We start from the raw sequence: 21,918 nt of genomic DNA, 5'->3' as shown, positions 1-21,918 counted from the left end.
GGAGGCGGGCCTGCGCGGCGGGCTCGTTCAGGGCCGCATCTCGGCCACCCGACACCGTTCTCAACCCGTGCCTCAGGGCCTTCCGGAAGCAACCATGACCTCAGGGCCCAGCAGCCACCCGCAAGCGCTCCATGGCGGCTCGTCCGCAGGCTCCGGCCAAAGCAGGGTGCAAGGGGAGGCGCCGCCGCGCGCGACCTACCGGATCCAGTTTCACAAGGGCTTCGGCTTCGACGATGCGGTGGCGATCGTGCCGTATCTGGCGCAGCTGGGCGTCAGCCATCTCTATGCCTCGCCGATCCAGACCGCGCGACCGGGCTCGACTCATGGCTACGACATCGTCGACCATGGCTCGATCAATCCCGAACTAGGCGGTGAAGCCGGCTTCGAGCGGCTCTGCGAGGCGTTGAAGGCCAGCGGGCTCGGCCTCATCCTCGATATCGTGCCCAATCACATGGGCATCGGCGGGGCCGACAATGCCTGGTGGCTCTCCGTCATCGAATGGGGCCGGCTCTCGCCCCATGCCGCCGCCTTCGATATCGACTGGGAGCGCAGCGGTGCCGAGGGTAAGCTGGTCCTGCCTTTCCTCGGCAAGCGCTATGGCGAGGCGCTGGAGCAGGGGGAGCTGGAACTCGCCTTCGATGAGGCGCAGGGCGGCTTTTCGATCTGGCATTTCGAGCATCGTTTTCCGATCTCGCCCCTGAGCTATCCGATCATCCTCGACCGCATGCTGATGGTGGCCGAGCCCGATGATCCGGGCTTTCGCGAGGTGCTGGCGGTCTCCGCCCGTCTGCGCAGCCTCGCCGAGGATCAGGTGGCCGCGACCGAAGCCGGCGTGGTCGAGACCTGCGAGGCGCTGAAGCAGCGCTTCGCGGCCGCCGTCTCCGCCTCGAACGGCCTTCAGGACGCGCTGCGCCGGGCCTTGTCCCTGATCAACGGCATGGCGGGCGTCGCCGAAAGTTTCGACACCCTGCACCGCGTATTGGAAATGCAGAGCTATCGCCTCGCCTTCTGGCGGGTCGCGGCGAGCGACATCAATTATCGCCGCTTCTTCGACATCAACACCCTGGCCGGCGTCAGGGTGGAGGATTCCGAGATATTCCGGGCGACGCATGCGCTGATCCTCGATCTCGTCCGCCGGGGCCGCATCCAGGGGCTGCGCATCGACCATATCGACGGGTTGGCGGACCCCGCAGGCTATCTCGCGACGCTTCAGGCACAGATCGGGCCGGGCTTCTACATCCTCGCCGAAAAGATTCTCGGCCATGACGAGCGTCTGCGGCCATGGCCCCTCTCCGGCACCACGGGCTACGACACGCTGAACCTCATCGACGGCGTGCTGGTCGATCGGGCCGCTGCCGACTCGATCGGCGCCACTTTTCTTGAGGTTTCGCGCCAGACCGAGGACTACGACGCGCAGTTGCGCCGTGCCAAGCGCGAGATCATCGAGAACAGCTTCGCCAGCGAGCTGGAGGTGATCGTCTCGGATCTCGCCCGCATCGCCTTCGCCGATCGGCGCACCCGCGACTACACCCCGAATGCCATGCGCCGGGCGCTCATCGAGATCGTCGAGCGCTTTCCGGTCTATCGCAGCTATGTGGTCGACCGGGCCGATCCGCAGGACAGGGCGCTGATCGAGTCGACGGTCGCGGCCGCCGCCCAGGCGACCGCCCTGCCGGACCGGACCCTGCATCGCTTCATCGCGGCCGTGCTGATGGGCGATGGCGAGGACGAGGCCATGCCGGCGGCGATGGTGGAGCACCGCGCCCGCTTCCGACGGCGCTTCCAGCAGCTCACCGGGCCGGTCACCGCCAAGAGCGTCGAGGACACGCTGTTCTACCGCTATGTGCCCCTGCTCGCGCTCAACGAGGTCGGCGGCGAACCCGGCGATTTCGGCTTCTCGCCCGAGGCGTTCCACGCCGCCAATGCCGAGCATGCCCGCCACTGGCCTCATGCGATGATTGCGACCGCCACGCACGACACCAAGCGCGGCGAGGATGGCCGCGCGAGGCTGTTGGCGCTCTCGGAAATGCCGGAGCGCTGGAGCGATATCGCCCGGCTGTGGGCCAGCTCCCGCGGGCAGTCGGCGTCGCATCAGGGCGGCCCCGATGCCACGGACCGGCTGATGATCCTGCAGCAGGTGCTGGCCTCCTGGCCGGTCGCACTGCTCGATCAGGACGATGCCGGGGAACTCGCCGCCTATCGAGACAGGCTGCAGGGCTGGGTCGAGAAGGCGCTGCGCGAGGCTAAGCGCCACAGCAGCTGGACCCATCCGCGCGAGGCCTATGAGACCGCGGCCAAGGATATGATCGCCCGCATGCTGGAGCCCGGCAGCGCCTTTCTCCAGCATTTTCGCCCGCTCGCGCAGGAGCTCGCGCAGCGCGGCATGGTGAAGAGTCTGGCCCGAACCGTGCTCAAGCTGACCCTGCCCGGCCTGCCGGATTTCTATCAGGGCACCGAATTCTGGGATCTGGCACTCGTCGATCCCGATAATCGGCGGCCGGTCGACTACGCCGGTGCAGCCGCAGCTCTGGCGCAGGAGCGTCCGATCGGCGAATTGCTGGCGGGCTGGAAGGATGGGCACATCAAGCAGCGGCTTACACGCCTGCTGTTGGCCGATTGCGCGGCCGTCCCGCATCTCTATGCGCAGGCGGGCTACCGCCCGCTGACGCTCGATGGAGCCGGTGCCGAACGGTTCCTGGCCTTCGAGCGCGCTCTGGAGACTGAAAGCCGCATCGTGCTGGTGACGCGCCTGAACGCGGCTGCGCCCGCCGACGCCGGCCAGGGCGCCGCCGGCAGTGCCAGCCTCGCGCTCCCGGCCGGCGACTACCGCGATCTGCTGAGCGGGCAGCAGTGGCGGCTGGAGGATAACAAGGCTCCGGTTGCGGAGTTGCTGTCACAGCTTCCCGTCGCCGTGCTCGCCCGCGTCTGAAGGACGTCGGGCTCGGGCCGCAGGCGCGGTTCCAAAACAATCGCCGTCATTCCAGGCTCATCGCTGGCGCGGTGACCCGGAGTGGCGGCGATCTTCGTCCTGGAGCTGTGAGTCCTCAGTCGCGCGGGCCGACCAGGATCAGCGTGGCCAGCGGCGGCAGAACGAGATCGAGGAAGGCCGGCTCGCCGCCATGCCCACCCTCGCGGGCGTCGACACCGCCGCCATTGCCCAGCCCCGAGCCGCCATAGATGTCGGCATCGCTGTTGAAGACCTCGCGCCACCAGCCGCCTGCGGGAATTCCGACGCGATAGCCCCAGCGCGGCACGGGCGTCATATTGACGAGGACGAGAACCGGCTCGGCGCCGGGCGCCGTTCGCAGATAGGCATAGACGCTCTGCTCGGCGTCGTTCTCGATCAGCCAGCGAAACCCGTCGGGACGCGCATCGCCGACATGGAGCGCAGGCAGGTCGCGGTAGAGGCGGTTGAGGTCTCCGACCAGCTGCTGCACGCCGCGATGGCGCGGATCCTTCAGCAGGTCCCAGTCGAGCTCTCCATCATGGTTCCACTCCCGCCTTTGGGCGATCTCGCCACCCATGAACAGCAGCTTCTTGCCGGGATGCGTCCACATGAAGCCGAGGTAACCGCGCAGGCCGGCGAATTTCTGCCAGTCGTCGCCCGGCATCTTCTCCAGCAGCGAGCCTTTGCCGTGGACCACCTCGTCATGCGAGAGCGGCAGAACGAAACGCTCCGAATAGGCGTAGACGAGCCCGAAGGTCATCGCCTGATGGTGATGGCGCCGGTGGATCGGGTCACGCTCGACATAATGCAGCGTGTCGTGCATCCAGCCCATGTTCCATTTATAGGCGAAGCCGAGGCCGCCATCGCGCACGGGCGCGGTCACGCCGGGCCATGCGGTCGATTCCTCCGCGATCATCACGGCGCCGGGGCAGCGCTCGGCCACGATGGTGTTGAGCCGGCGCAGGAACTCTACCGCTTCCAGGTTTTCTCGCCCGCCATGGATGTTCGGCACCCATTCGCCGGGCTGGCGGCTGTAGTCGCGATAGAGCATCGAGGCGACGGCATCGACGCGCAGGCCGTCGACATGGAAATGCTCCAGCCAGTAGAGCGCGCTTGCGAACAGGAAATTCGCGACCTCGCGCCGGCCGAGATTGTAGATCAGCGTGTTCCAATCCTGATGGAATCCCTCCCGCGGATCCTCATGCTCGTAGAGGGCCGAGCCGTCGAAACGGGCGAGGCCATGGGCGTCGGCCGGGAAATGCGCCGGCACCCAGTCGAGGATCACGCCGATGCCGGCCTCATGGCAGGCCTCGACGAAGAGGGCGAAATCCTCCGGCTCGCCGAAGCGCCGCGTCGGCGCGAACAGGCCGAGCGGCTGATAGCCCCATGAGCCGGCAAAGGGATGCTCGCTCACCGGCAGCAGCTCGACATGGGTGAAGCCCATCGCCTTGGCATAAGGCACCAGCCGGCGCGCGAGGCCGCGCCAATCCGGGCTCTCGCCCCCGGCCTCTCGCACCCAGGACCCCGGGTGCAGCTCGTAGATCGAGATCGGCGCCTCGGCCTGCTGGCGGGCGGCGCGGCCGGCCATCCACTCGGCATCGTTCCAGCGATGCGGCTCCTGCCGCGGCACGATCGAGGCGGTGCCGGGCGGCAGCTCGGCCGCCCGGGCTACCGGATCGGCCTTCTGCGGCAACAGATAGCCCTGCGCATCCACCAACTCGTATTTGTAGAGCTCGCCGCTGCCGAGCCGGGGGATGAAGAGCTCCCAGACGCCGCTGCCGCCGCGCCGGCGCATCGGGTGGCGCCGCCCGTCCCAAACATTGAAATCGCCGACGACCGAGACGCGGCGGGCATTCGGCGCCCAGACGGCGAAACGCACGCCGCGCACGCCATCGACCGCCACCGGGCGGGCGCCGAGTGCGCTGGCGAGATCCAGATGGCTGCCCTCGGCGATCAGATGGATGTCGAGGTCGCCCAGAAGCGCGCCGAAGCCATAGGGATCCTCGGTCTCCTGCTCACCGCCCGGCCAGCGGATCAGCAGCCGGTAAGGGCCCGGTTCGATGTCGCCGACGAAGAGACCCTCCGGCTCGGAGCGCCGCAAGCGGACCGGTTCTTTCGCGCTGTCCGCCTGCACTGAAACGCTTTCGGCGCCTGGCACGAAGACCCGCAGATAGCGCCCGCGCTCACCCTGATGCGGACCAAGCACGGCGAAGGGATCGCCGAGCCTTCCGGCCGCGAGTGCCTCCGCCGTCGTCGCGTCGAGGGCCGGAACCCGGTCGATCGTCGCGTCGGTCATCGCGGCTCCTCCTGCGGCAGCATGGTGTCGAGAAGCTGTGCCAGCCCCTGCAGCGGCACGGCGAGCCAATCCGGCCGGTTGTTCAGCTCATAGCCGATCTCGTAGGCCGCCTTGTCGATCAGGAAGAGATCGAGCAGGGCCCTCTCGTCCTCGCCATCCGAAATCGCGGCCCCGATCGTCTCGCGATAGGCCTCCACCAGCGCGGCCGGCATCGTCTCGCGGAAGCGCGCCGCCAGCTGGTCGTAGCGCTCCTCGCGGCCCGATGCGGCACCGAGGCGCCGCCCCGCCGCGAGCGCGTAATCCAAGGAGCGCAGAATGCCCGCGACATCGCGCCAGCCGCTGTCCTTCGCCCGCCGCTCCGCCAGAGGCTGCGCCGGCTCGCCCTCGAAATCGATGATGTAGACGTCGCCGCTCGCCACCAGCACCTGGCCGAGATGGAAATCGCCATGGACCCGGTGGAGCAGGCTGCCGCGCGCCCGGCGGCACAGCGCCTCGACATGCGCCATCAGCGCGTCCCGCCGCGACAGCACGCGCTCGGCCAGCCCCGCCTCGTCCGGCCCCAGCGTCTCGCGCCGGCGAGCCAGCCCCGCACAAGCCGCGTCGATGCGGCCGAGGATGCGCTCGCGCCAGCGCTCGACCTGAGCCTCTCCGGCGGTTTCGGGGCTGAACGCGGGATCCTCGCTCGGTTGCGCCAGCACCAGATGCATCTCTCCGAGCCGCCGCCCGAGCAGCCGCGAGAACCCATCATAGATCGCCAGAAGATCGCCGAGCTCGTGGTCCTCTCGCGCCATCTCGTCGAGCGCCCGCCCGATATAGGACATGGTCCATTCCCAGGCGTCGCCCTCGCCGGGCACATAGGCTTGGACGACCGCCATCACCTCCTCTTCGCCCTGCGCCGGCACATGGACGATCTCTCCGATGAGAGCAGGGGCGTTGGCGAAGCCGCGCGCGGTGAGGACGCGCGTCATCTCCGCTTCCGGATGCTGCCCCGGCGACAGCCGCCTGAACAGCTTGAGCATCAGCTTGTGATCCACGATCACGGAGGAGTTGGACTGCTCGGCCGAGAGCCAGCGGACGGGATCCTCGGATCCGATCGCGAGGGCGTCGCAGGCTGCCGTCGGCCGGAACGAGACCTGGCCCGCCGAACTTTCGATCGTCTCATTGCTCTTGAGAAGCGAAAGCAGTTGATGGATGAACTCGGGCAGGGTGAAGGCGTCCGTCAGATAACCGATGCGCCGCCCGCGACGCACCCGCGCCAGCGCCAGCTGCTGCGGCAGCGCGGTGCTAACCTGATCGTCCCAGCCGATGCCGAGCGGCAGCAGATAGCGATCGGTTCCGCCGGGTTGGCGGGCATCGACGGCGACGAGGGCCGCCTCGCGCCCCGCGCCGATTCGGGCGGTGTAGGCCACGCACGCCTCCTCGATCGGCTGGTCCTTGGTGGCGAACCAGCGGCGCTTGGCGAGGTAGGGCGGCAGGATCTGCGTCTCGAAATCGCGCCGGTGCTGCGGTGTGATCATCTCCTCCGCGCCGCCGCGCAGCACGAAGGTCATGAAATCCGGCATCGGCTCGGGCGCCTGGCTGAGCCAGGACGGAACCTGCGCGTCCTTCGCCAGCACGAACCAGTAGAAGCCGTAGGGCGGGAGGCTGATGAGGTAGTTCAGCTGGCCGATCACCGGGAAGACGGCGTTGCCCAGCATTTCGACAGGGTGCTGGCCGGCGAACTCCGCCAGATCGAGCTCGAAAGCCTGCGCCGAGCGAGACAGGTTCGCCACGCACAGGATCGTCTCGCCGTCATGTTCGCGCAAATAGGCGAAGGCCTTGCGGTTCTTCGGATAGAGGAAGCGGAGCGTGCCCCGGCCGAAAGCCTTGTGCTCCTTGCGAACGGCGAGAATGCGCCGCGTCCAGTTCAGCAGCGAATGGGAGTCGCGCATCTGCGCTTCGACATTGACGGCGTCGAAGCCATAGAGCGCGTCCATGATCGGTGGCAGCACGAGGCTCGCGGGGTCGGCCTTGGAGAACCCGCCATTGCGATCCGGCGACCATTGCATCGGCGTGCGCACGCCGTCGCGGTCGCCGAGGAAGATGTTGTCGCCCATGCCGAGCTCGTCGCCGTAATAGATCACCGGCGTGCCGGGCATCGAGAGCAGCAGGCTGTTCATGAGCTCGATGCGGCGCCGGTCGCGCTCCAGCAGCGGGGCGAGCCGCCGGCGGATGCCGAGATTGATGCGGGCGCGCTTGTCGGCCGCATAGAAGTTCCAGAGATAGTCGCGTTCCTTGTCCGTCACCATTTCGAGTGTCAGCTCGTCATGGTTGCGCAGGAAGATCGCCCACTGGCAGTTTTCGGGAATGTCGGGCGTCTGCCGCATGATGTCGGTGATCGGGAAGCGGTCTTCCTGCGCGATCGCCATGTACATGCGCGGCATGAGCGGGAAGTGGAACGCCATGTGGCATTCGTCGCCCTCGCCGAAATAGGCCTGCGTGTCCTCGGGCCACATATTGGCCTCGGCCAGCAGCATCCGGTCCGGATAGGCGGCATCGAGTTCGGCCCTGATCTTCTTCAGGATGTCGTGGGTCTCCGGCAGGTTCTCGTTGGAGGTGCCGTCGCGCTCGATCAGATAGGGCACGGCATCGAGGCGCAGCCCGTCGACACCCAGATCGAGCCAGAAGCGCATGATGCCGAGCACCGCCTTCAGCACCGCCGGATTGTCGAAATTGAGGTCCGGCTGGTGCGAATAGAAGCGGTGCCAGTAATAGGCGCCCGCCGTCGCGTCCCAGGTCCAGTTCGAGCGCTCGGTGTCGAGGAAGATGATGCGCGTACCGGAATAGAGCTGGTCGTTGTCGGACCAGACGTAGAAGTTGCGATGCGCCGAGCCGGGCTTGGCCAGCCGCGCCCGCTGGAACCAGGGATGCTGGTCGGAGGTGTGGTTGATCACGAGCTCGGTGATGACCCGCAGGCCGCGCTCATGCGCCGCCCTGATGAAGCGCTTCACATCCGCGACGGAGCCGTAATCGGGATGCACCGCCTTGTAGGCGGAGATGTCGTAGCCGTCGTCGAGCCGCGGCGAAGGGTAGAAGGGCAGGAGCCACAGGACGTTGACGCCGAGGCTGACGATATAGTCGAGCTTCGCCATCAGCCCCGGGAAGTCGCCGATGCCGTCGTCATTGGCATCGAAGAACGACTTCACATGCAGCTGGTAGATGATCGCGTCCTTGTACCATTGCGGATCGCGCGCATCGGGCTGCGGCGCGGATGCGATCGTCTCGGCATTGAACGGCGCGTTCATGACAGTGCTCCCCCGGGCATGGTGATCCGCCAGATCGAGAACGGCGCGCTATGGGGATCGAGATGGATGGTCTGGGTCTTGCCGTGCCAGGTGAAGCGATGGCCCAGCATCAGGTCTTCGACGGCGACGGCCGCGTCGTCCGAACTGCCGAACTCCCAGAGTGGCACTTCGATCATGGCCGAGTGGGCGTTGTGCGGATCGAGATTGACCGCGACGAGAATAATCTCGTCGGAATCGGCGTCGCGCTTGCCGAAATAGAGGATGTTGTCGTCGGAGGCGTTGTAGAAGGTGAGGCCGAGATGGCTCTGCAGAGCCGGATGGGCCCGGCGGATCGCGTTGAGCTTCGCAATCTCGGCGACGATGTTGCCTGGCGCCTGCCAGTCACGCGGCCGGATCTCGTATTTCTCGCTGTCAAGATACTCCTCCTTGCCGGGGACCGGCGCGGATTCGCATAGCTCGAAGCCGGAATAGACGCCCCAGAGGCCCGACAGCGTCGCCGCCAGCGCCGCCCTGATGAGAAAGCCCGGTCGGCCGGATGTCTGCAGGAAGACGGGGTTGATGTCCGGCGTGTTGACGAAGAAATGCGGCCGATAGATCTCTCGCGCCGGCGCGGCGTTGAGCTCCGTCAGATACTCGGTCAGCTCCGCCTTGGTGTTGCGCCAGGTGAAATAGGTGTAGGACTGCGAGAAACCGACCTTGCCGAGACGGTACATCACCTTCGGCCGGGTGAAGGCCTCGGCGAGGAATAGCACGCCCGGATCGCGCGAGCGGATATCCGCGATCAGCCACTCCCAGAACGGAAACGGCTTGGTGTGCGGGTTGTCGACGCGGAAGATCCGCACGCCCTGATCGCCCCAGAATTGCACCGCGTCCCGAAGCGCCAGCCACAGATCGGGAACGGCACCCGGCGCATAGAAGTCGACATTGACGATGTCCTGATACTTCTTGGGCGGGTTCTCGGCATAGCGCATCGAGCCATCCGGCCGCCACGAGAACCAATCCGGGTGCTGCTTGAGCCAGGGGTGGTCGGGCGAGCACTGGATCGCGAAATCCAGCGCGATTTCCAGCCCGTGCCGGCCGGCTTCCCTCACCAGAGCAAGGAAGTCCTCGAGGCTGCCGAGTTCGGGATGGATCGCGTCATGGCCGCCCTCGGCCGCTCCGATCGCATAGGGGCTGCCGGGATCGTCGGGGCCGGCGACGAGACTGTTGTTGCGGCCCTTGCGGTTGGTCTTCCCGATCGGATGGATCGGCGGGAAGTAGAGCACGTCGAAGCCCATGGCCTGGATCGCGGGCAGACGTCCGATCACGTCGCGGAAGGTGCCGTGCCGGCCCGGATCATCGGTGATCGAGCGCGGGAACAGCTCGTACCAGCTGGAGAAACCGGCGGCCTCGCGATCCGCTTCCACCGTGAAGACGCGCTCGGCCCCCGTCGCATGCGGGCGCGGGTCGGCCTTCGCCATCGCGCCGGCCAGCGGGTCGGCCAGCAGTAGCGCGCTGTCCTCGTCGGGCGAGGCGCCGAGGCGGGCCAGATGTGCTTCGATGACGGCGCGCTCGTCCGGCCCGGACCCCGCCGCGAAACGTTCCAGCAGCATCCGGCCTTCCGTGATTTCGAGCCTCAGATCGAGCCCCGCCTCGCGCTTCTTGGCGAAGTCGCGCCGGAAGGTGCCGAACTCGTCCCACCAGGCCTCGATGGAGAAATCGTGCGGTCCCACCCGCAGCAGGGGAAACCCGCCCTGCCAGCGATCATTGCCGCGCGGTCGCATCGGCGCGCGTGACCAAGCCTCTTCGTCGCGCGGCTTCCAGCGCAGCTCCGCCGCCAGCACCTCATGCCCGTCGCCGAAGATATCGGCCGTCACGGTCACGATATCTCCAATGCAGCGCTTCACCGGGAAGCGCCCGCCCTCGACCACCGGCTGCACGGCCTCGATCGCGATGCGCTGGCGCGCCACCGTTGCCCGCTCCGGGAGGGGGACGGGTTCTGCTGCCAGAACGGGCTTCGAGGGGCGCAGATCGACGCTCGCCGCGCTTGCGGGCGGCAGTTGCAGCATCTCCGAGGCCGGGGCAGGAGAAAGCCCGAGCCGGGCGGCCTGTGCTTCGATCGCGAACGGCAAGGCGTTGACCGGATCGCGATTGATCACGATCAGGCGGGGCGCCGTCTCCTCGCCCTGCCGCAGCACCACGCTGACACGCTCGCTGAGCCGCAGCGGGCGCATTTGCCCGTCCGCCTCCAGCTCCAGCGCGCTCGCCTGCGCATTGACCCCCTGGACGCTGCCGCGCAGATCCGCGGTTCCGGCGCGCGCCACCGCGAAATCCTCAGGCGCGGCGTGCTGGAAGGGGCTTTCGATCCCGTATTCGAAGCCCATCGGCAGCAGCCACCCATCGGCCAGCAGGGCTGCTGTGGCGCAGGCGATCTCGGCGCGGCGGATCCAATCGCCGGGCCGGCGCGCCGGGCTGCGCGCTGCGAACGGATGGCCCACGACCCCGATGAGACCGGCGCCGCCGTTTCGCGACGCCGTGTGAGAGGCCTCGATCAGACCCGCCGGGTCCTCGCCGGCGAAATCCGTGCGCGGGCTCACCCAATCGAACAGATCCGCCGCGGCCGAGAAGCCCTCCGGCGAGGCGCCGTCCATCCAGCCGAAGGCTTCGAAAAGACCCCGGTCGCGGGCGGGGCCGAGGATCGCGGCGAAGATGTCGAGCGGCAGCGTGCCGGCCTCGTGGCAGCGCACGCCGCATATTCCGAGCCGCTGCCACGCCAGAACGCGCTCGGCCCAGACGGCCGCGAGCCGCTCGCGTTCGGGCGCGTGGTCAAAGCGGGCTTGTGTCGCCTCTGGGTTCGTCAGGCTGCGCGGGTCGAGGCCGGAAGCCTGCGGCCGGTGCCACAGATCCGGCTGGTCCTGCGCGAGCACGCCGCCCGCGGCCGCCCGCGCGATGGTGAGGTCGATCCACAGCTCGAGGCCGAGTTCGCGGCAAGTCCCCGCCAGCGCGGAAAGCCGCTCATCGGCAGCCTCGCCAGCGATGCGGCCCAGATCCTGCGTCAGCAGCAGATCGGCCGAGGAACCGAAAGGCCAGCCGAGCAGAATATGCGAAAACCCGAGCTCCTGAGCGGCCCGGGCGGCCTCGTCCCAACCGATGTCCAGACCGATCCAGGGATGGAGATAATAGAGCCGGCGGGCACGCCCGGTGCGGCGCGCGCGCTGGGTGTGCGCAGCGTCTTCCTGCGGCAATGGGCTGGCCAAAACAGCACTCCGTTCTCCCGTCAGACGAGGGGAGAACGGTTGCCGGATGGCGCGGGTTCCGAATTTTCCCGAAGAGGAGCGCCGCTGCGCGGCCGGCGGAGACGTCCGGCCGGCCCCCCATCAGCCCCGGTCCAACCGCGCAGAAGCCCGGCCGTCGCAGCCGGCGAAGACCGCGATCAGCTGCCCGGACGGGCGGCGATCTGCGGCACCCACATATCGCTCCATTTGGCGGGCTTCAGCTTGATCGAGCCCGCCTTGTGCAGGAATTCGGCGTATTGGAGCACGCCTTCCGGGGTCGTGGTGAAACGCGAATCCTTGTCCTCGATCATCTGCTGGATCTCGGCCGCGTCGACCTTCACCTTCGAGCTCTTGGCGTAGATCTCGGCGGCGAGCTTCTTGTCCTTCTCGATCAGGGCGTTGGCGTCGTCCATCGCGTCGATGAACGCCTGCGTCATCTTCGGGTTGGCATCGACGAATTTCTTCGGCGCGAAGGTCACGTCCAGCGTCATGTTGCCGAGATAGTCGACCGAGTTGAGCACGCGGTGGACGTTCGGCGCCTTGGCCTCGATGTACTGGAAGGGCGGCGAGGTGAAATGGGCCTTGATCTCGGTCTTGCCGCCGATCAGCGCGGCCAGCGCCTCGGGATGGGGCAGCGAGACCGTCATCGGGTCCATCTTGGCATAGTTGGCATCGCCGAAGACCTTGGCGGAGATCATCTGCAGCGTCACCGCCGCCAGCGAGGTCTTGATGCCGGGCAGGGCGATCTTGTCGTTGGCGGTGAAGTCCTGCAGCGACTTGATCTTGGGATCGTTGGTCATCAGCCATTGCGAGGTCGAGCTCATGCCCGAGACGCCGACCACCTCGACGCCCGGGATGCCCTTCGCCTTGGCCCAGAGCGTGACGAAGCCCGGCGCGCCGGTGCCGGCGAAGTCGAGCGTGCCGGCAATCATCGCGTCGTTGATGACGTTGCCGCCGTCGAGCATCAGCCAGTTGACCTTGATGTCGCCGAGGCCGGCGGCCTTGGCGCGCTTCTCGAGAAACTGCTGGTCCTGCATCACGATGAGCGGCAGGTAGAGAATGCCGAAGCCCTTGGAGATGCGGACTTCGGAGACCTCCGCCTTGGCGGGCGAGGCGAGCGCCGCGCCGATGGCGAGCGCGGCGACGGCGCTGCGGATCACGATTTTCAGTGACATGGTGGTCCTCCCTGGGTGACGGCCGTTCGGCCTGTTGAATGCGGATATCAGTGCTGCATGCCCCAACGCCGGATCGTCTTGCGCTCGATCGTGGCGAAGATCACGTTCTCGACAAAGAGGCCGATCAGGATGACGGTGAACAGGCCGGCGAAGACGTTCGCGGTCTCCAGCTGGTTGCGGTTCTCATAGATGAACCAGCCCAGCCCGCCAGAGCCGGACGAAACGCCGAAGACGAGTTCTGCGGCGATCAGGGTGCGCCAGGCGAAGGCCCAGCCGACCTTGAGCCCGGTCAGGATCGCCGGGAAAGCGGCGGGGATCAGGATGAGGCGCACCAGCTTCAGCCCGCGCAGCCCGTAGTTCAGCCCCACCATGCGCAGCGTGTTGGAGACCGAGCGGAATCCGGCATGGGTGTTGAGCGCGATCGCCCACAGCACCGAATGCACCAGCACGAAGATGATGCTGCCGGTGCCCAATCCGAACCAGATCAGCGCCAGCGGCAACAAGGCGATGGCCGGCAGCGGGTTGAACATCGAGGTGAGCGTTTCCAGCAGGTCTGCGCCGATGCGCGAGCCGATGGCGAGCGTGGTGAGCACGGCGGCGAGCCCGATGCCGATGCCGTAGCCGATCACCAGCGTCTGCAGCGAGACCATCATGCGCGCCGGAATGACGCCGTTGGCGATATTGCCGATGAAAGCCTCGACCGTCTGGCCGAAAGTGGGGAAGAGCAGCGGATTGCCGAGCCAGTTTCCATAGAGCTCCCAGGCCAGAGCGAGAGCGGCGAGGATCACGCCCTTGCGCACGAAACCGAGGCGATAAATCCGCTCGAACCAGCCGAGGGTCTTGGCGATGACGGGCGCGTCGCTGGAATGGACGTCGCGGATGATTTCAGGGCGGAAGCTGACGAGATCGGTCATGATGTGTGTCCCGTCAGTGATGCGCGAAGAGCATGTCGTTGATGCGGGTTTCGAGCGCGGCCTGCTCGCCGGTGCCCATCTTCTCTGCCGGCACGCTGTTGAGCTCGGCCTTGACCTCGCCGGGATGCGGCGAGAGCAGCAGGATGCGCGTGCCGATGCGGATCGCTTCCTCGATCGAATGGGTGACGAAGAGCACGGTGAACTTCGTGTCGTCCCAGAGCCGCAGCAATTCGTCCTGCATCTTGCGGCGGGTGAGGGCGTCGAGCGCCGCGAAGGGCTCGTCCATCAGCAGCACGTCGGGCTCCATCGCCATGCCGCGGGCGATCGCCACGCGCTGCTTCATGCCGCCGGACAGCATATGCGGGAAGCTGTCGATGAACTTGGTCAGGCCGACCTTGTCGATATAGGAGCGGGCGCGCTCCTCGGCTTCCGCCGCGCCGGCGCGGCCCGATGCCGTCAGCGCGAAGACGACGTTCTCGCGCACCGTCTTCCAGGGCAGCAGCTGGTCGAATTCCTGAAACACCATCATGCGGTCCGGGCCGGGGCCGTGGACCTTGCGGCCCTTCAGGCTGATCTGCCCCTCGACCGGCGTCAGATAGCCCCCGATCGCCTTCAGCAGAGTGGACTTGCCGCAGCCGGAGGGCCCCAGCAGCACGAAACGGTCGGACGGGTAGACGTCGAAGGAGACGCGCCGCGTCGCGGTGACGATCGCATCTGGCGTCTTGTATTGCAGCGTAACCCCGTCCACGCTGAGCAGCGGCGAAAGCGCCGGAGTAGCGGCGGTTGAAGCGGACATGGCTGTGGCGTGGGTCGACTGCAGCATCGGACCTCCCTTGACGATCGTTTCCCAGCGCACTTAAGGGCGCTTGGCGAATGCAGTAGCATCCGCAACTGACTTGAAACTGACTCCTGAAATCCCGAAGGAATTTCGCTTGCGCGTGCTCGTCGTCGAGGACACTGCCGACATCGCCGAGGCTGTGGTGATGCGGCTCGAAAAGATCGGCCACGCCGTCGATTGGGAGCGGGACGGCGCGGTCGCCGCCGAGCTTCTGGCGGTGCAGGGCTATGACCTGGTGATCCTCGACCTCAGCCTGCCGGGACAGGACGGCCTGGCGATCCTGAAGGGGATGCGGGCGCGCAAGCTCAAAACGCCCGTGCTGGTGCTGACGGCGCGTTCGGCTGTCGACGAGCGCATTGGCGCACTCGATCTGGGCGCCGACGATTACCTGGTCAAACCCTTCGATTACGGCGAGCTGGAAGCGCGCGCCCGCGCCCTCCTGCGCCGCAGCGCCGGCCAGTCCGACAATCTGCTGTGCGTCGGGCCGCTGGCGATCGACCGCGCCGGGCGCGTCGCCACCATCGAAGGGCGCCCGCTCAATCTGACGCGGCGGGAACTCACCGTGCTGGAGATCCTCGCCATGCGGCCGGAACGGATCGTGCCGAAGGAGGAGCTCGTCGAACAGCTCTTCAACTTCGACCAGGAGGCGAGCCCGAATGCCGTCGAGCAGTTCGTGACCCGGCTGCGGCGCAAGCTCGGCGACGCGCCGGTCGAGATCCGCACCCTGCGCGGCTTGGGCTATCAGCTTGCTCCGCTCTGAACTCCAGCTCTCGCTGCGGTTCCGCATCGTCGCCGTGCTGGCGGCCGTGCTCGTGAGCGGGGCGGTGGCGCTCGGGGTCGTCGCCTGGCACTCCGCCGCCGTGGCCGCGCAGCAGGCCTATGATCGGCTGCTCAGCGGCGGGGCGGTGCAGATCGCCGAGAACGTCTTCGTGCAGGGCGCGACCGTGGCTGTCGAGCCGCCGGTTTCGGCCATCGCGACCCTCTCCGCCTATGATCTCGTCTTCTACAAGGTGGTCGATCCGCGCGGCGTCGTCATCGCCGGCTATGAGGATCTCGCCTCCGATGCCGACCCCGTCGCGGCCCGTCGCGGCACGGTGCTGGAGGATGGGCAGTATCTGGGCCAGCCGGTTCGGATCGCGACGCTGGCCCGCGAAGTGGATCTGCCCGACTCGCGCGGCTGGGTCACGATCGTCATCGCCCAGACGGTCGAGGCGCGCCGGGCGCTGGCCTGGGACCTCACCTTCAAGGCCCTCGCCATCATCGCTGTGGTGAGTCTGTGCGCCCTGGCGGCGACGGCCTGGGCGCTCGGCCTCGCGCTGGAGCCGCTGACCCGGATCGAGCGCGAGATCGCCGGACGCAAGCCGGATGACCTGCGGCCCATCGGCGTCGCTCCGCCGGTCGAGATCAGTGCGCTGGTCCATGCCATCGACGGCTTCATGCGCCGCCTGTCCGACCGTATGGCGCTGATGCAGCGCTTCATCGCTGACGCGGCGCACCAGATCCGCACGCCGCTCGCGGCGCTCGACGCGCAGCTGGAGATCCTGCAGGCGACGCCCTCGGCCAGGCGCAAGGCCGAGGCGATCCAGCGTGTCCGAGAGCGGGCGGCCGAGCTCGGCCGGCTGACCGGCCAGTTGCTGGATCATGCGATGGTGATCCACCGCAGCGATGCGATGGCGGCCCAGCCGGTGGCACTGAACCCGCTCGCCAAGTCGGTGCTCGCCAAGGCGGTGCCGCTTTCGCTGCCGCGCGAGGTCGATATCGCCTTCCTCCCGGATGCGGCGGAGCCGGTGGTGGCCGGCGACGCCGTGAGCCTGCGCGAGGCGCTGGGTAACCTTATCGACAATGCGCTGAAGCACGGCGCGCGCGGCCGGCTGACGGTCGCGATCGGCTCCAACGAGGCGATGGGCTGGGTCGAGGTCGCCGATGACGGGGATGGCTTTCCCGCGCCGCCGGAAACCCTGCTTCCGGCTTTCGCCAAGGGCGAGCAGTCCACCGGCTCCGGCCTCGGCCTGTCGATCGCGGCCGAGGTTGCACGCGCCCATCAGGGCGAGCTGACGGTGCTGCGCGAGGCGGGGCTGACGCGGGTGCGGCTGAGCCTGGCCCGCCGGCCGCGCTGACGGGGCCGGGCCTGCGGCGCGGTCCTTGCTGATTGTCGCGGAACTGTCGCAACCTTCCTCCATGGCTTGCGGTTCTGAGAAGGCGGCAGCGGGTCGCAGGAGGGCGCGAGCCCCTTTGACCGCAAGGGCTGCCATAACGAGGATATCGGCCGCCCAGGACGCGCCCGCCCGGGCGAGAGGCGGCCCGCGGAGCCGGCATGGACTATTTCAGGCGCTTCACCTTCCTGTTCGCGACGCCGAACTTCGATGCCGAGGATCTCGAAGGCATCCGCTTTCACCAGATCATCGACGAGATCGAACGCTCGGGCTTCGAGGTCGTGAAGGCCCGCAAGCTCGAGGATGCCGAGATCGCGGTGCAGACCGACGCCGCCATCGGCTGCATGGTGGTCGACTGGGGCAAGAAGGGCCTCGAGGGCAAGACCGCCGCGCTCATCAACCTGATGCGGCGCCGCGGCCTCGATTTCCCGATCATCCTGCTGATCCGCCGCAAGCGCTTCGAGGACGTGCCGGTCGAGGTGCTGGACTTCATCGACGGCTACATCTTCCTCTCCGAGGAAACCCCGCCCTTCATCGCCAAGAGCCTCATCAGCCGCCTCAAGCAATATGCCGAGACGCTGAAGACACCCTTTTTCGGCGCGCTGGTCGACTATGCCGAGGAGGGCAACCACCTCTGGACCTGCCCGGGCCATAATGGCGGCGTGTTCTACAGCCGCAGCCCGATTGGCCGGGTCTTCATGGAGCATCTGGGCGAGGCGGTGTTCCGCGACGACCTCGACAATTCCGTGCTCGATCTCGGCGACCTTCTGACACATGAGGGCCCCGCGCTGAAGGCGCAGAAGGAAGCCGCCCAGATCTTCGGGGCGGAGAAGACCTATTTCGTGCTGAACGGTACCTCGACCTCGAACAAGGTCGCGCTGGCCGCGCTCGTCACCGACGACGACCTCGTGCTGTTCGACCGCAACAACCACAAGGCCGCCCATCACGGCGCGCTGCTGATCTCCGGCGGCATCCCGATCTATATCCCCACCGCCCGCAACGCCTGGGGTCTGATCGGCCCGATGCGCTGGGAGGCCTTCGACGAGGAGGCGCTGCGCGAGCGCATCCGCACCAATCCGCTGGTGAAGGACAAGGATGCCTGGCAGAAGCCGCGGCCCTTCCGCGTCGCCGTGGTCGAGCAATGCACCTATGACGGCACGATCCACAGCGCCCAGATGATCCTCGATAAGATCGGGCATCTTTGCGAATACATCCTCTTCGACGAGGCCTGGGCCGGCTTCATGAAGTTCCATCCGCTCTATGCCGGGCGCTTCGCCATGGGCCTGACCGGGCTGGGCCCCGAGTCGCCCGGCATCATCGCCACGCAATCGACGCACAAGCAGCTGGCGAGCTTCAGCCAGGCCTCGCAGATCCACATCAAGGACCGGCACATCAAGGGTCAGAAGCGGCGCGTCGAGCATCGCCGCTTCAATGAAAGCTTCATGCAATACGCCTCGACCTCGCCCTTCTATCCGCTTTTCGCCTCGCTCGATGTCGGCGCGCAGATGATGAAGGGCCGCTCCGGCGAGGTGCTTTGGGACGACACGATCCGGCTCGGCATCGAGCTGCGCAAGAAGATCCGCGCCGTGCGCCGCGAATTCGAGGAAAAGGAGACGCGGCCGGAGCGGCGCTGGTTCTTCGAGCCCTTCGTGCCGGACCGGGTCAGCATCGCCGATGCCGCGCGCGAGGGCGGCGTCCACGACCTTGCCTGGGAGATGGTCGCCACCGACCGCCTCGCCAGCGACCCCTCCTACTGGCAGCTCGCGCCGCAGGCCGGCTGGCATGGCTTTTCCGGCATGGAGCCGGGCTTCGCCATGACCGACCCCAACAAGCTCACACTGCTGACGCCCGGCTTCGACCCGCTCACCGGCGCCTATGAGGAGCACGGCATCCCCGCGCCGATCGTCGCGCAGTTCCTGCGCGAGAACCGCATCGTCGCCGAGAAGAACGACCTCAACTCCCTGCTCTTTCTGCTGACGCCGGGCGTCGAGGCGAGCAAGGCGGGCACACTGATCAGTGGGCTCGTCGCCTTCAAGAAGCTCCATGACGACAATGCCCTGCTCGAGGAGGCGATCCCGGAGTTCTACCGCCGCCGCCCCGGCCGCTATGCCGGGGTGCGGCTGCGCGATCTGTGCGGCCAGATGCATCGCTTCTTCCGCGATCACGACGTCAGCGGCCTGCAGAACCGCCAGTTCTCACCGGAGCATCTGCCGGAGATGGCGATGTCGCCGCATGACGCGGCCCGCTGCCTTACCCGCAACGATGTCGATTATCTGCCGATCGACGCCCTTGCCGGGCGCATTGCCACGACGCCCTTCGTGGTCTACCCGCCGGGCATCGCCACCATCGTCCCCGGTGAGCGCCTGAGCGAGCGTGCCAAGCCCATGATCGACTATCTCAAGATGTTCGAGGCCTGCTTCAACGCCTTCCCGGGCTTCGAGGTGGAAATCCAGGGCGTCTATCGCGAGTTCGACGCGGAGGGCCGCGTGCGGCTGCACACCTATGTCGTCAGCGAGACCGACGGGCGCTGAGGCCAGGCGCGATATGGATAGCGATCTTCCCGTTCTGGTGCGTCCCTCGCGGGACGACGATGTCGAGCCGATGCTGGCGATCTACCGCCGCCATATCCGCCGCGGCGTCGAGGCTGGCGTCGAGGATACAGGTTCCCCGCAGCCGGACGATCTGCGCGACCGTCGCAAGAACCTGCGCAACCGGCGCCTGCCGCATCTGGTGGCGACGCGCGGCGGCGAGGTCGTGGGCTACGCCTATGTCGTGCCCTTCCGCAAGCGCCCGGCCTATCGTTTCGCGGTGAAGCACTCGATCTACGTGCATCACGAGCATCTCGGCCGCGGCGTCGGCCGGCTGCTGATGCAGGCCCTGATCGATGCCTGCGCGGCCGCCGGTTTCCGCCAGATGATCGGCTATATCGATGCGGAGAACACGGCTTCGCTCACGTTGCACGAGCGCTTCGCCTTCGCCCGCGTCGGCCTGCTGCCCGGCGTCGCCTATCGCTATGGCCGCTGGTGCGACAGCGTGATGGTGCAGCGCTCGCTGGGCGCCGGCGCGACGCAGCCCGCTTCCTGAAGCGTCCGCCCCCGCCTGCGGATTCCGGCCCATCCGTGCCCGGCTATGCGAAAGACCGCGCCCGGCCCTTGAACTCGACGAACGGGCAACCAGATCAGCGCCGCCGGGATGTCCGGCAAAACCTCGCATCGCCGTTTCGATCGCTTATCCGGAAACCATGATGACCACCGCCAGCACCGAGCAGCGCAGCTTCGAAGCCGACGTCTCCCGTCTCCTGCACATGATGGTCCATTCGGTCTATTCCGACCGGGACGTTTTCCTGCGCGAGCTGATCTCGAACGCGGCCGATGCCTGCGAGAAGCTGCGCTACGAGGCGATCGAAAAGCCCGAATTGCTCGGCGAGGAGCCGAAGCTGGCGATCGCGATAGCAGCCGATCCCGAAGCCGGCCGGCTGGTCCTCTCCGACAACGGCATCGGCATGAGTCGCGACGAGATGATCGAGGCGCTGGGCACGATTGCCCGCTCCGGCACGCGCAGCTTCATGGAGAAGGTTGCCTCGGCGGAAGGCAAGGAAGGCGCGCAGCTCATCGGCCAGTTCGGCGTCGGATTCTACTCCGCCTTCATGGTCGCGGACCAGGTCGAGGTCGTCAGCCGCCGGGCCGGCAGCGAGGAGGCCTGGGCCTGGGCCTCCGACGGGAAGGGCGCCTTCACCGTCTCGCCCGTCGCCGCGGAGGAGGCCCCGGCGCGGGGCACCCGCGTGACGCTGCATCTGATGGAGGATGCCAAGAGCTATGCCGAGCGCTGGACGCTGGAGCGCATCGTCAAGGAGCAGTCCGGTCACGTGCCGGTTCCGATCACGCTGATCGACAAGCCGGGTGCCGAAGCCCAGACTCTCGCCTACGGCGCCGCTCTGTGGACCAAGCCCAAGAGCGAGATCACGAAAGAGGATTATGCGGATTTCTATCGCGGCCTCGCCGGCCAGTATGACGAGCCGGCCGCGACCGTCCATTTCCGCGCCGAAGGCCGTCACGAATACACCGCGCTCGCCTTTGTCCCCGGCTCGCGCCCCTTCGATCTCTTCGATGCCGACCGCAAGGGCCGCATCAAGCTCTATGTGAAGCGCGTCTTCATCACCGACGAGGCGGAGTTGCTGCCGCGCTATCTGCGCTTCGTGCGCGGCATCGTCGACACCTCCGATCTGCCGCTGAACGTTTCGCGCGAAATGATCCAGGACAGCCCCTTGCTGGGCGCGATCAAGAAGGGCGTGACCAGCCGCGTGCTCTCCGACCTCGCCAAGCTCGCCGAGCAGGACGGCGAGACCTTCGCCAAGATCTGGGAGAATTTCGGCGCCGTCATCAAGGAAGGCCTTTACGAGGACTTCGAACGTCGCGAGCAATTGCTCGGCCTCTCCCGCTTCCGCTCGACGGCGTCGGGCGAGGGCTGGCGCAGCCTCGCCGATTACGTCGCGGCGCTGAAGGAGAACCAGACGGCGATCTACTACATCGCCGGCGACGATGCCGCCCGCATCGCCGCCTCGCCCCAGCTGGAGGGCTTCCGCGCGCGGGGGATCGAGGTGCTGCTCCTGTCCGATCCGGTCGATAGCTTCTGGGTTTCCGCGGGGCTCGACTTCCAGGGCAAGCCGTTCAAATCGGTCACGCAGGGCGCCGCCGATCTCGGCCTCGTGCCCCTGCTCGACGGCGCCGCGCCGGCGGCCGAGACGACGCCGGAAACGCAGGCGCTGATCGCAGCGATGAAGGAGGCGCTGGCCGGGGAGGTCGCCGATGTGCGTGCCTCGGACAGGCTGACCGAAAGCGCCGTCTGCCTCGTCGCTGCCGATTCCGGCCCCGACCGGCAGTTCGAGCGCATGCTGAGCGCCGCGGGCCGCGTCGCCAGCGCCGCCAAGCCGATCCTCGAGATCAATCCGCGCCACCCCGTGGTCGCGGCGTTGGCCGGCGCGCAGGACGAGGCGCTGCGCGCGGATGTCGCGCATCTTCTGCTGGACACCGCCCGCGTGCTCGACGGCGAACGCCCGG

At 67.4% G+C, this 21,918-nt stretch carries 12 protein-coding genes; 6 read left to right on the top strand and 6 right to left on the bottom strand.

Going from position 1 to position 21,918, the window contains the following annotated elements; genetic code table 11:
• Window positions 1–94: 94 nt before the first annotated feature.
• On the top strand, window positions 95–2,929 hold the full coding sequence (gene treY / locus ACOJTB_RS06525) for a malto-oligosyltrehalose synthase (protein ID WP_420101713.1): 2,835 nt from the start codon (window positions 95–97) through the stop codon (window positions 2,927–2,929).
• A 115-nt stretch (window positions 2,930–3,044) separates the two neighbouring features.
• Here treY and glgB read toward each other — a convergent pair whose 3' ends face one another.
• The 6 genes from glgB to ACOJTB_RS06495 form a co-directional block, all read right to left on the bottom strand.
• A complete protein-coding gene (gene glgB / locus ACOJTB_RS06520) occupies window positions 3,045–5,243 on the bottom strand; it encodes a 1,4-alpha-glucan branching protein GlgB (RefSeq protein WP_420101712.1) in 2,199 nt (732 codons plus the stop codon).
• A complete protein-coding gene (gene treS, locus ACOJTB_RS06515) occupies window positions 5,240–8,527 on the bottom strand; it encodes a maltose alpha-D-glucosyltransferase (RefSeq protein ID WP_420101711.1) in 3,288 nt (1,095 codons plus the stop codon). The genes glgB and treS overlap by 4 nt, the downstream gene beginning before the upstream one ends.
• Window positions 8,524–11,763 (bottom strand): alpha-1,4-glucan--maltose-1-phosphate maltosyltransferase, encoded by a 3,240-nt coding sequence (locus ACOJTB_RS06510; protein ID WP_420101710.1) that lies wholly within the window; start codon window positions 11,761–11,763, stop codon window positions 8,524–8,526. Before ACOJTB_RS06510 ends, treS begins: the two co-directional genes overlap by 4 nt.
• A gap of 176 nt (window positions 11,764–11,939) precedes the next feature.
• Window positions 11,940–12,956, bottom strand: coding sequence for an ABC transporter substrate-binding protein (locus ACOJTB_RS06505; RefSeq protein WP_420101709.1), 1,017 nt, complete (start codon window positions 12,954–12,956; stop codon window positions 11,940–11,942).
• Between the two features lie 47 nt (window positions 12,957–13,003).
• Window positions 13,004–13,870 (bottom strand): ABC transporter permease, encoded by an 867-nt coding sequence (locus tag ACOJTB_RS06500; RefSeq protein WP_420101708.1) that lies wholly within the window; start codon window positions 13,868–13,870, stop codon window positions 13,004–13,006.
• A gap of 13 nt (window positions 13,871–13,883) precedes the next feature.
• Complete coding sequence (locus ACOJTB_RS06495; protein WP_420101773.1) at window positions 13,884–14,666, bottom strand: ABC transporter ATP-binding protein; 783 nt, start codon at window positions 14,664–14,666, stop codon at window positions 13,884–13,886.
• Between the two features lie 136 nt (window positions 14,667–14,802).
• Between ACOJTB_RS06495 and ACOJTB_RS06490 the strand changes: the two genes are divergently transcribed.
• From ACOJTB_RS06490 to htpG, 5 genes are all read left to right on the top strand, one after another.
• Window positions 14,803–15,468 (top strand): response regulator, encoded by a 666-nt coding sequence (locus ACOJTB_RS06490; RefSeq protein WP_420101707.1) that lies wholly within the window; start codon window positions 14,803–14,805, stop codon window positions 15,466–15,468.
• On the top strand, window positions 15,455–16,825 hold the full coding sequence (locus ACOJTB_RS06485) for a sensor histidine kinase (RefSeq protein WP_420101706.1): 1,371 nt from the start codon (window positions 15,455–15,457) through the stop codon (window positions 16,823–16,825). Before ACOJTB_RS06490 ends, ACOJTB_RS06485 begins: the two co-directional genes overlap by 14 nt.
• A 197-nt stretch (window positions 16,826–17,022) precedes the next feature.
• Window positions 17,023–19,392: an Orn/Lys/Arg family decarboxylase gene (locus ACOJTB_RS06480; protein WP_420101705.1), complete on the top strand. Its 2,370-nt coding sequence runs from the start codon at window positions 17,023–17,025 to the stop codon at window positions 19,390–19,392.
• A 13-nt stretch (window positions 19,393–19,405) separates the two neighbouring features.
• Window positions 19,406–19,945 carry a GNAT family N-acetyltransferase gene (locus ACOJTB_RS06475; protein WP_420101704.1) on the top strand — a complete coding sequence of 180 codons (540 nt, stop codon included), beginning with the start codon at window positions 19,406–19,408 and terminating at the stop codon, window positions 19,943–19,945.
• A gap of 160 nt (window positions 19,946–20,105) precedes the next feature.
• Window positions 20,106–21,918: molecular chaperone HtpG (gene htpG / locus ACOJTB_RS06470; protein ID WP_420101703.1), on the top strand; the 1,813-nt coding region annotated here is incomplete at its 3' end.

Origin of the sequence: Allobosea sp. (genome assembly GCF_048595345.1) — a bacterium.
Lineage (GTDB): Bacteria > Pseudomonadota > Alphaproteobacteria > Rhizobiales > Beijerinckiaceae > Allobosea.
This window is presented reverse-complemented; position numbering and strand designations above follow the sequence as displayed.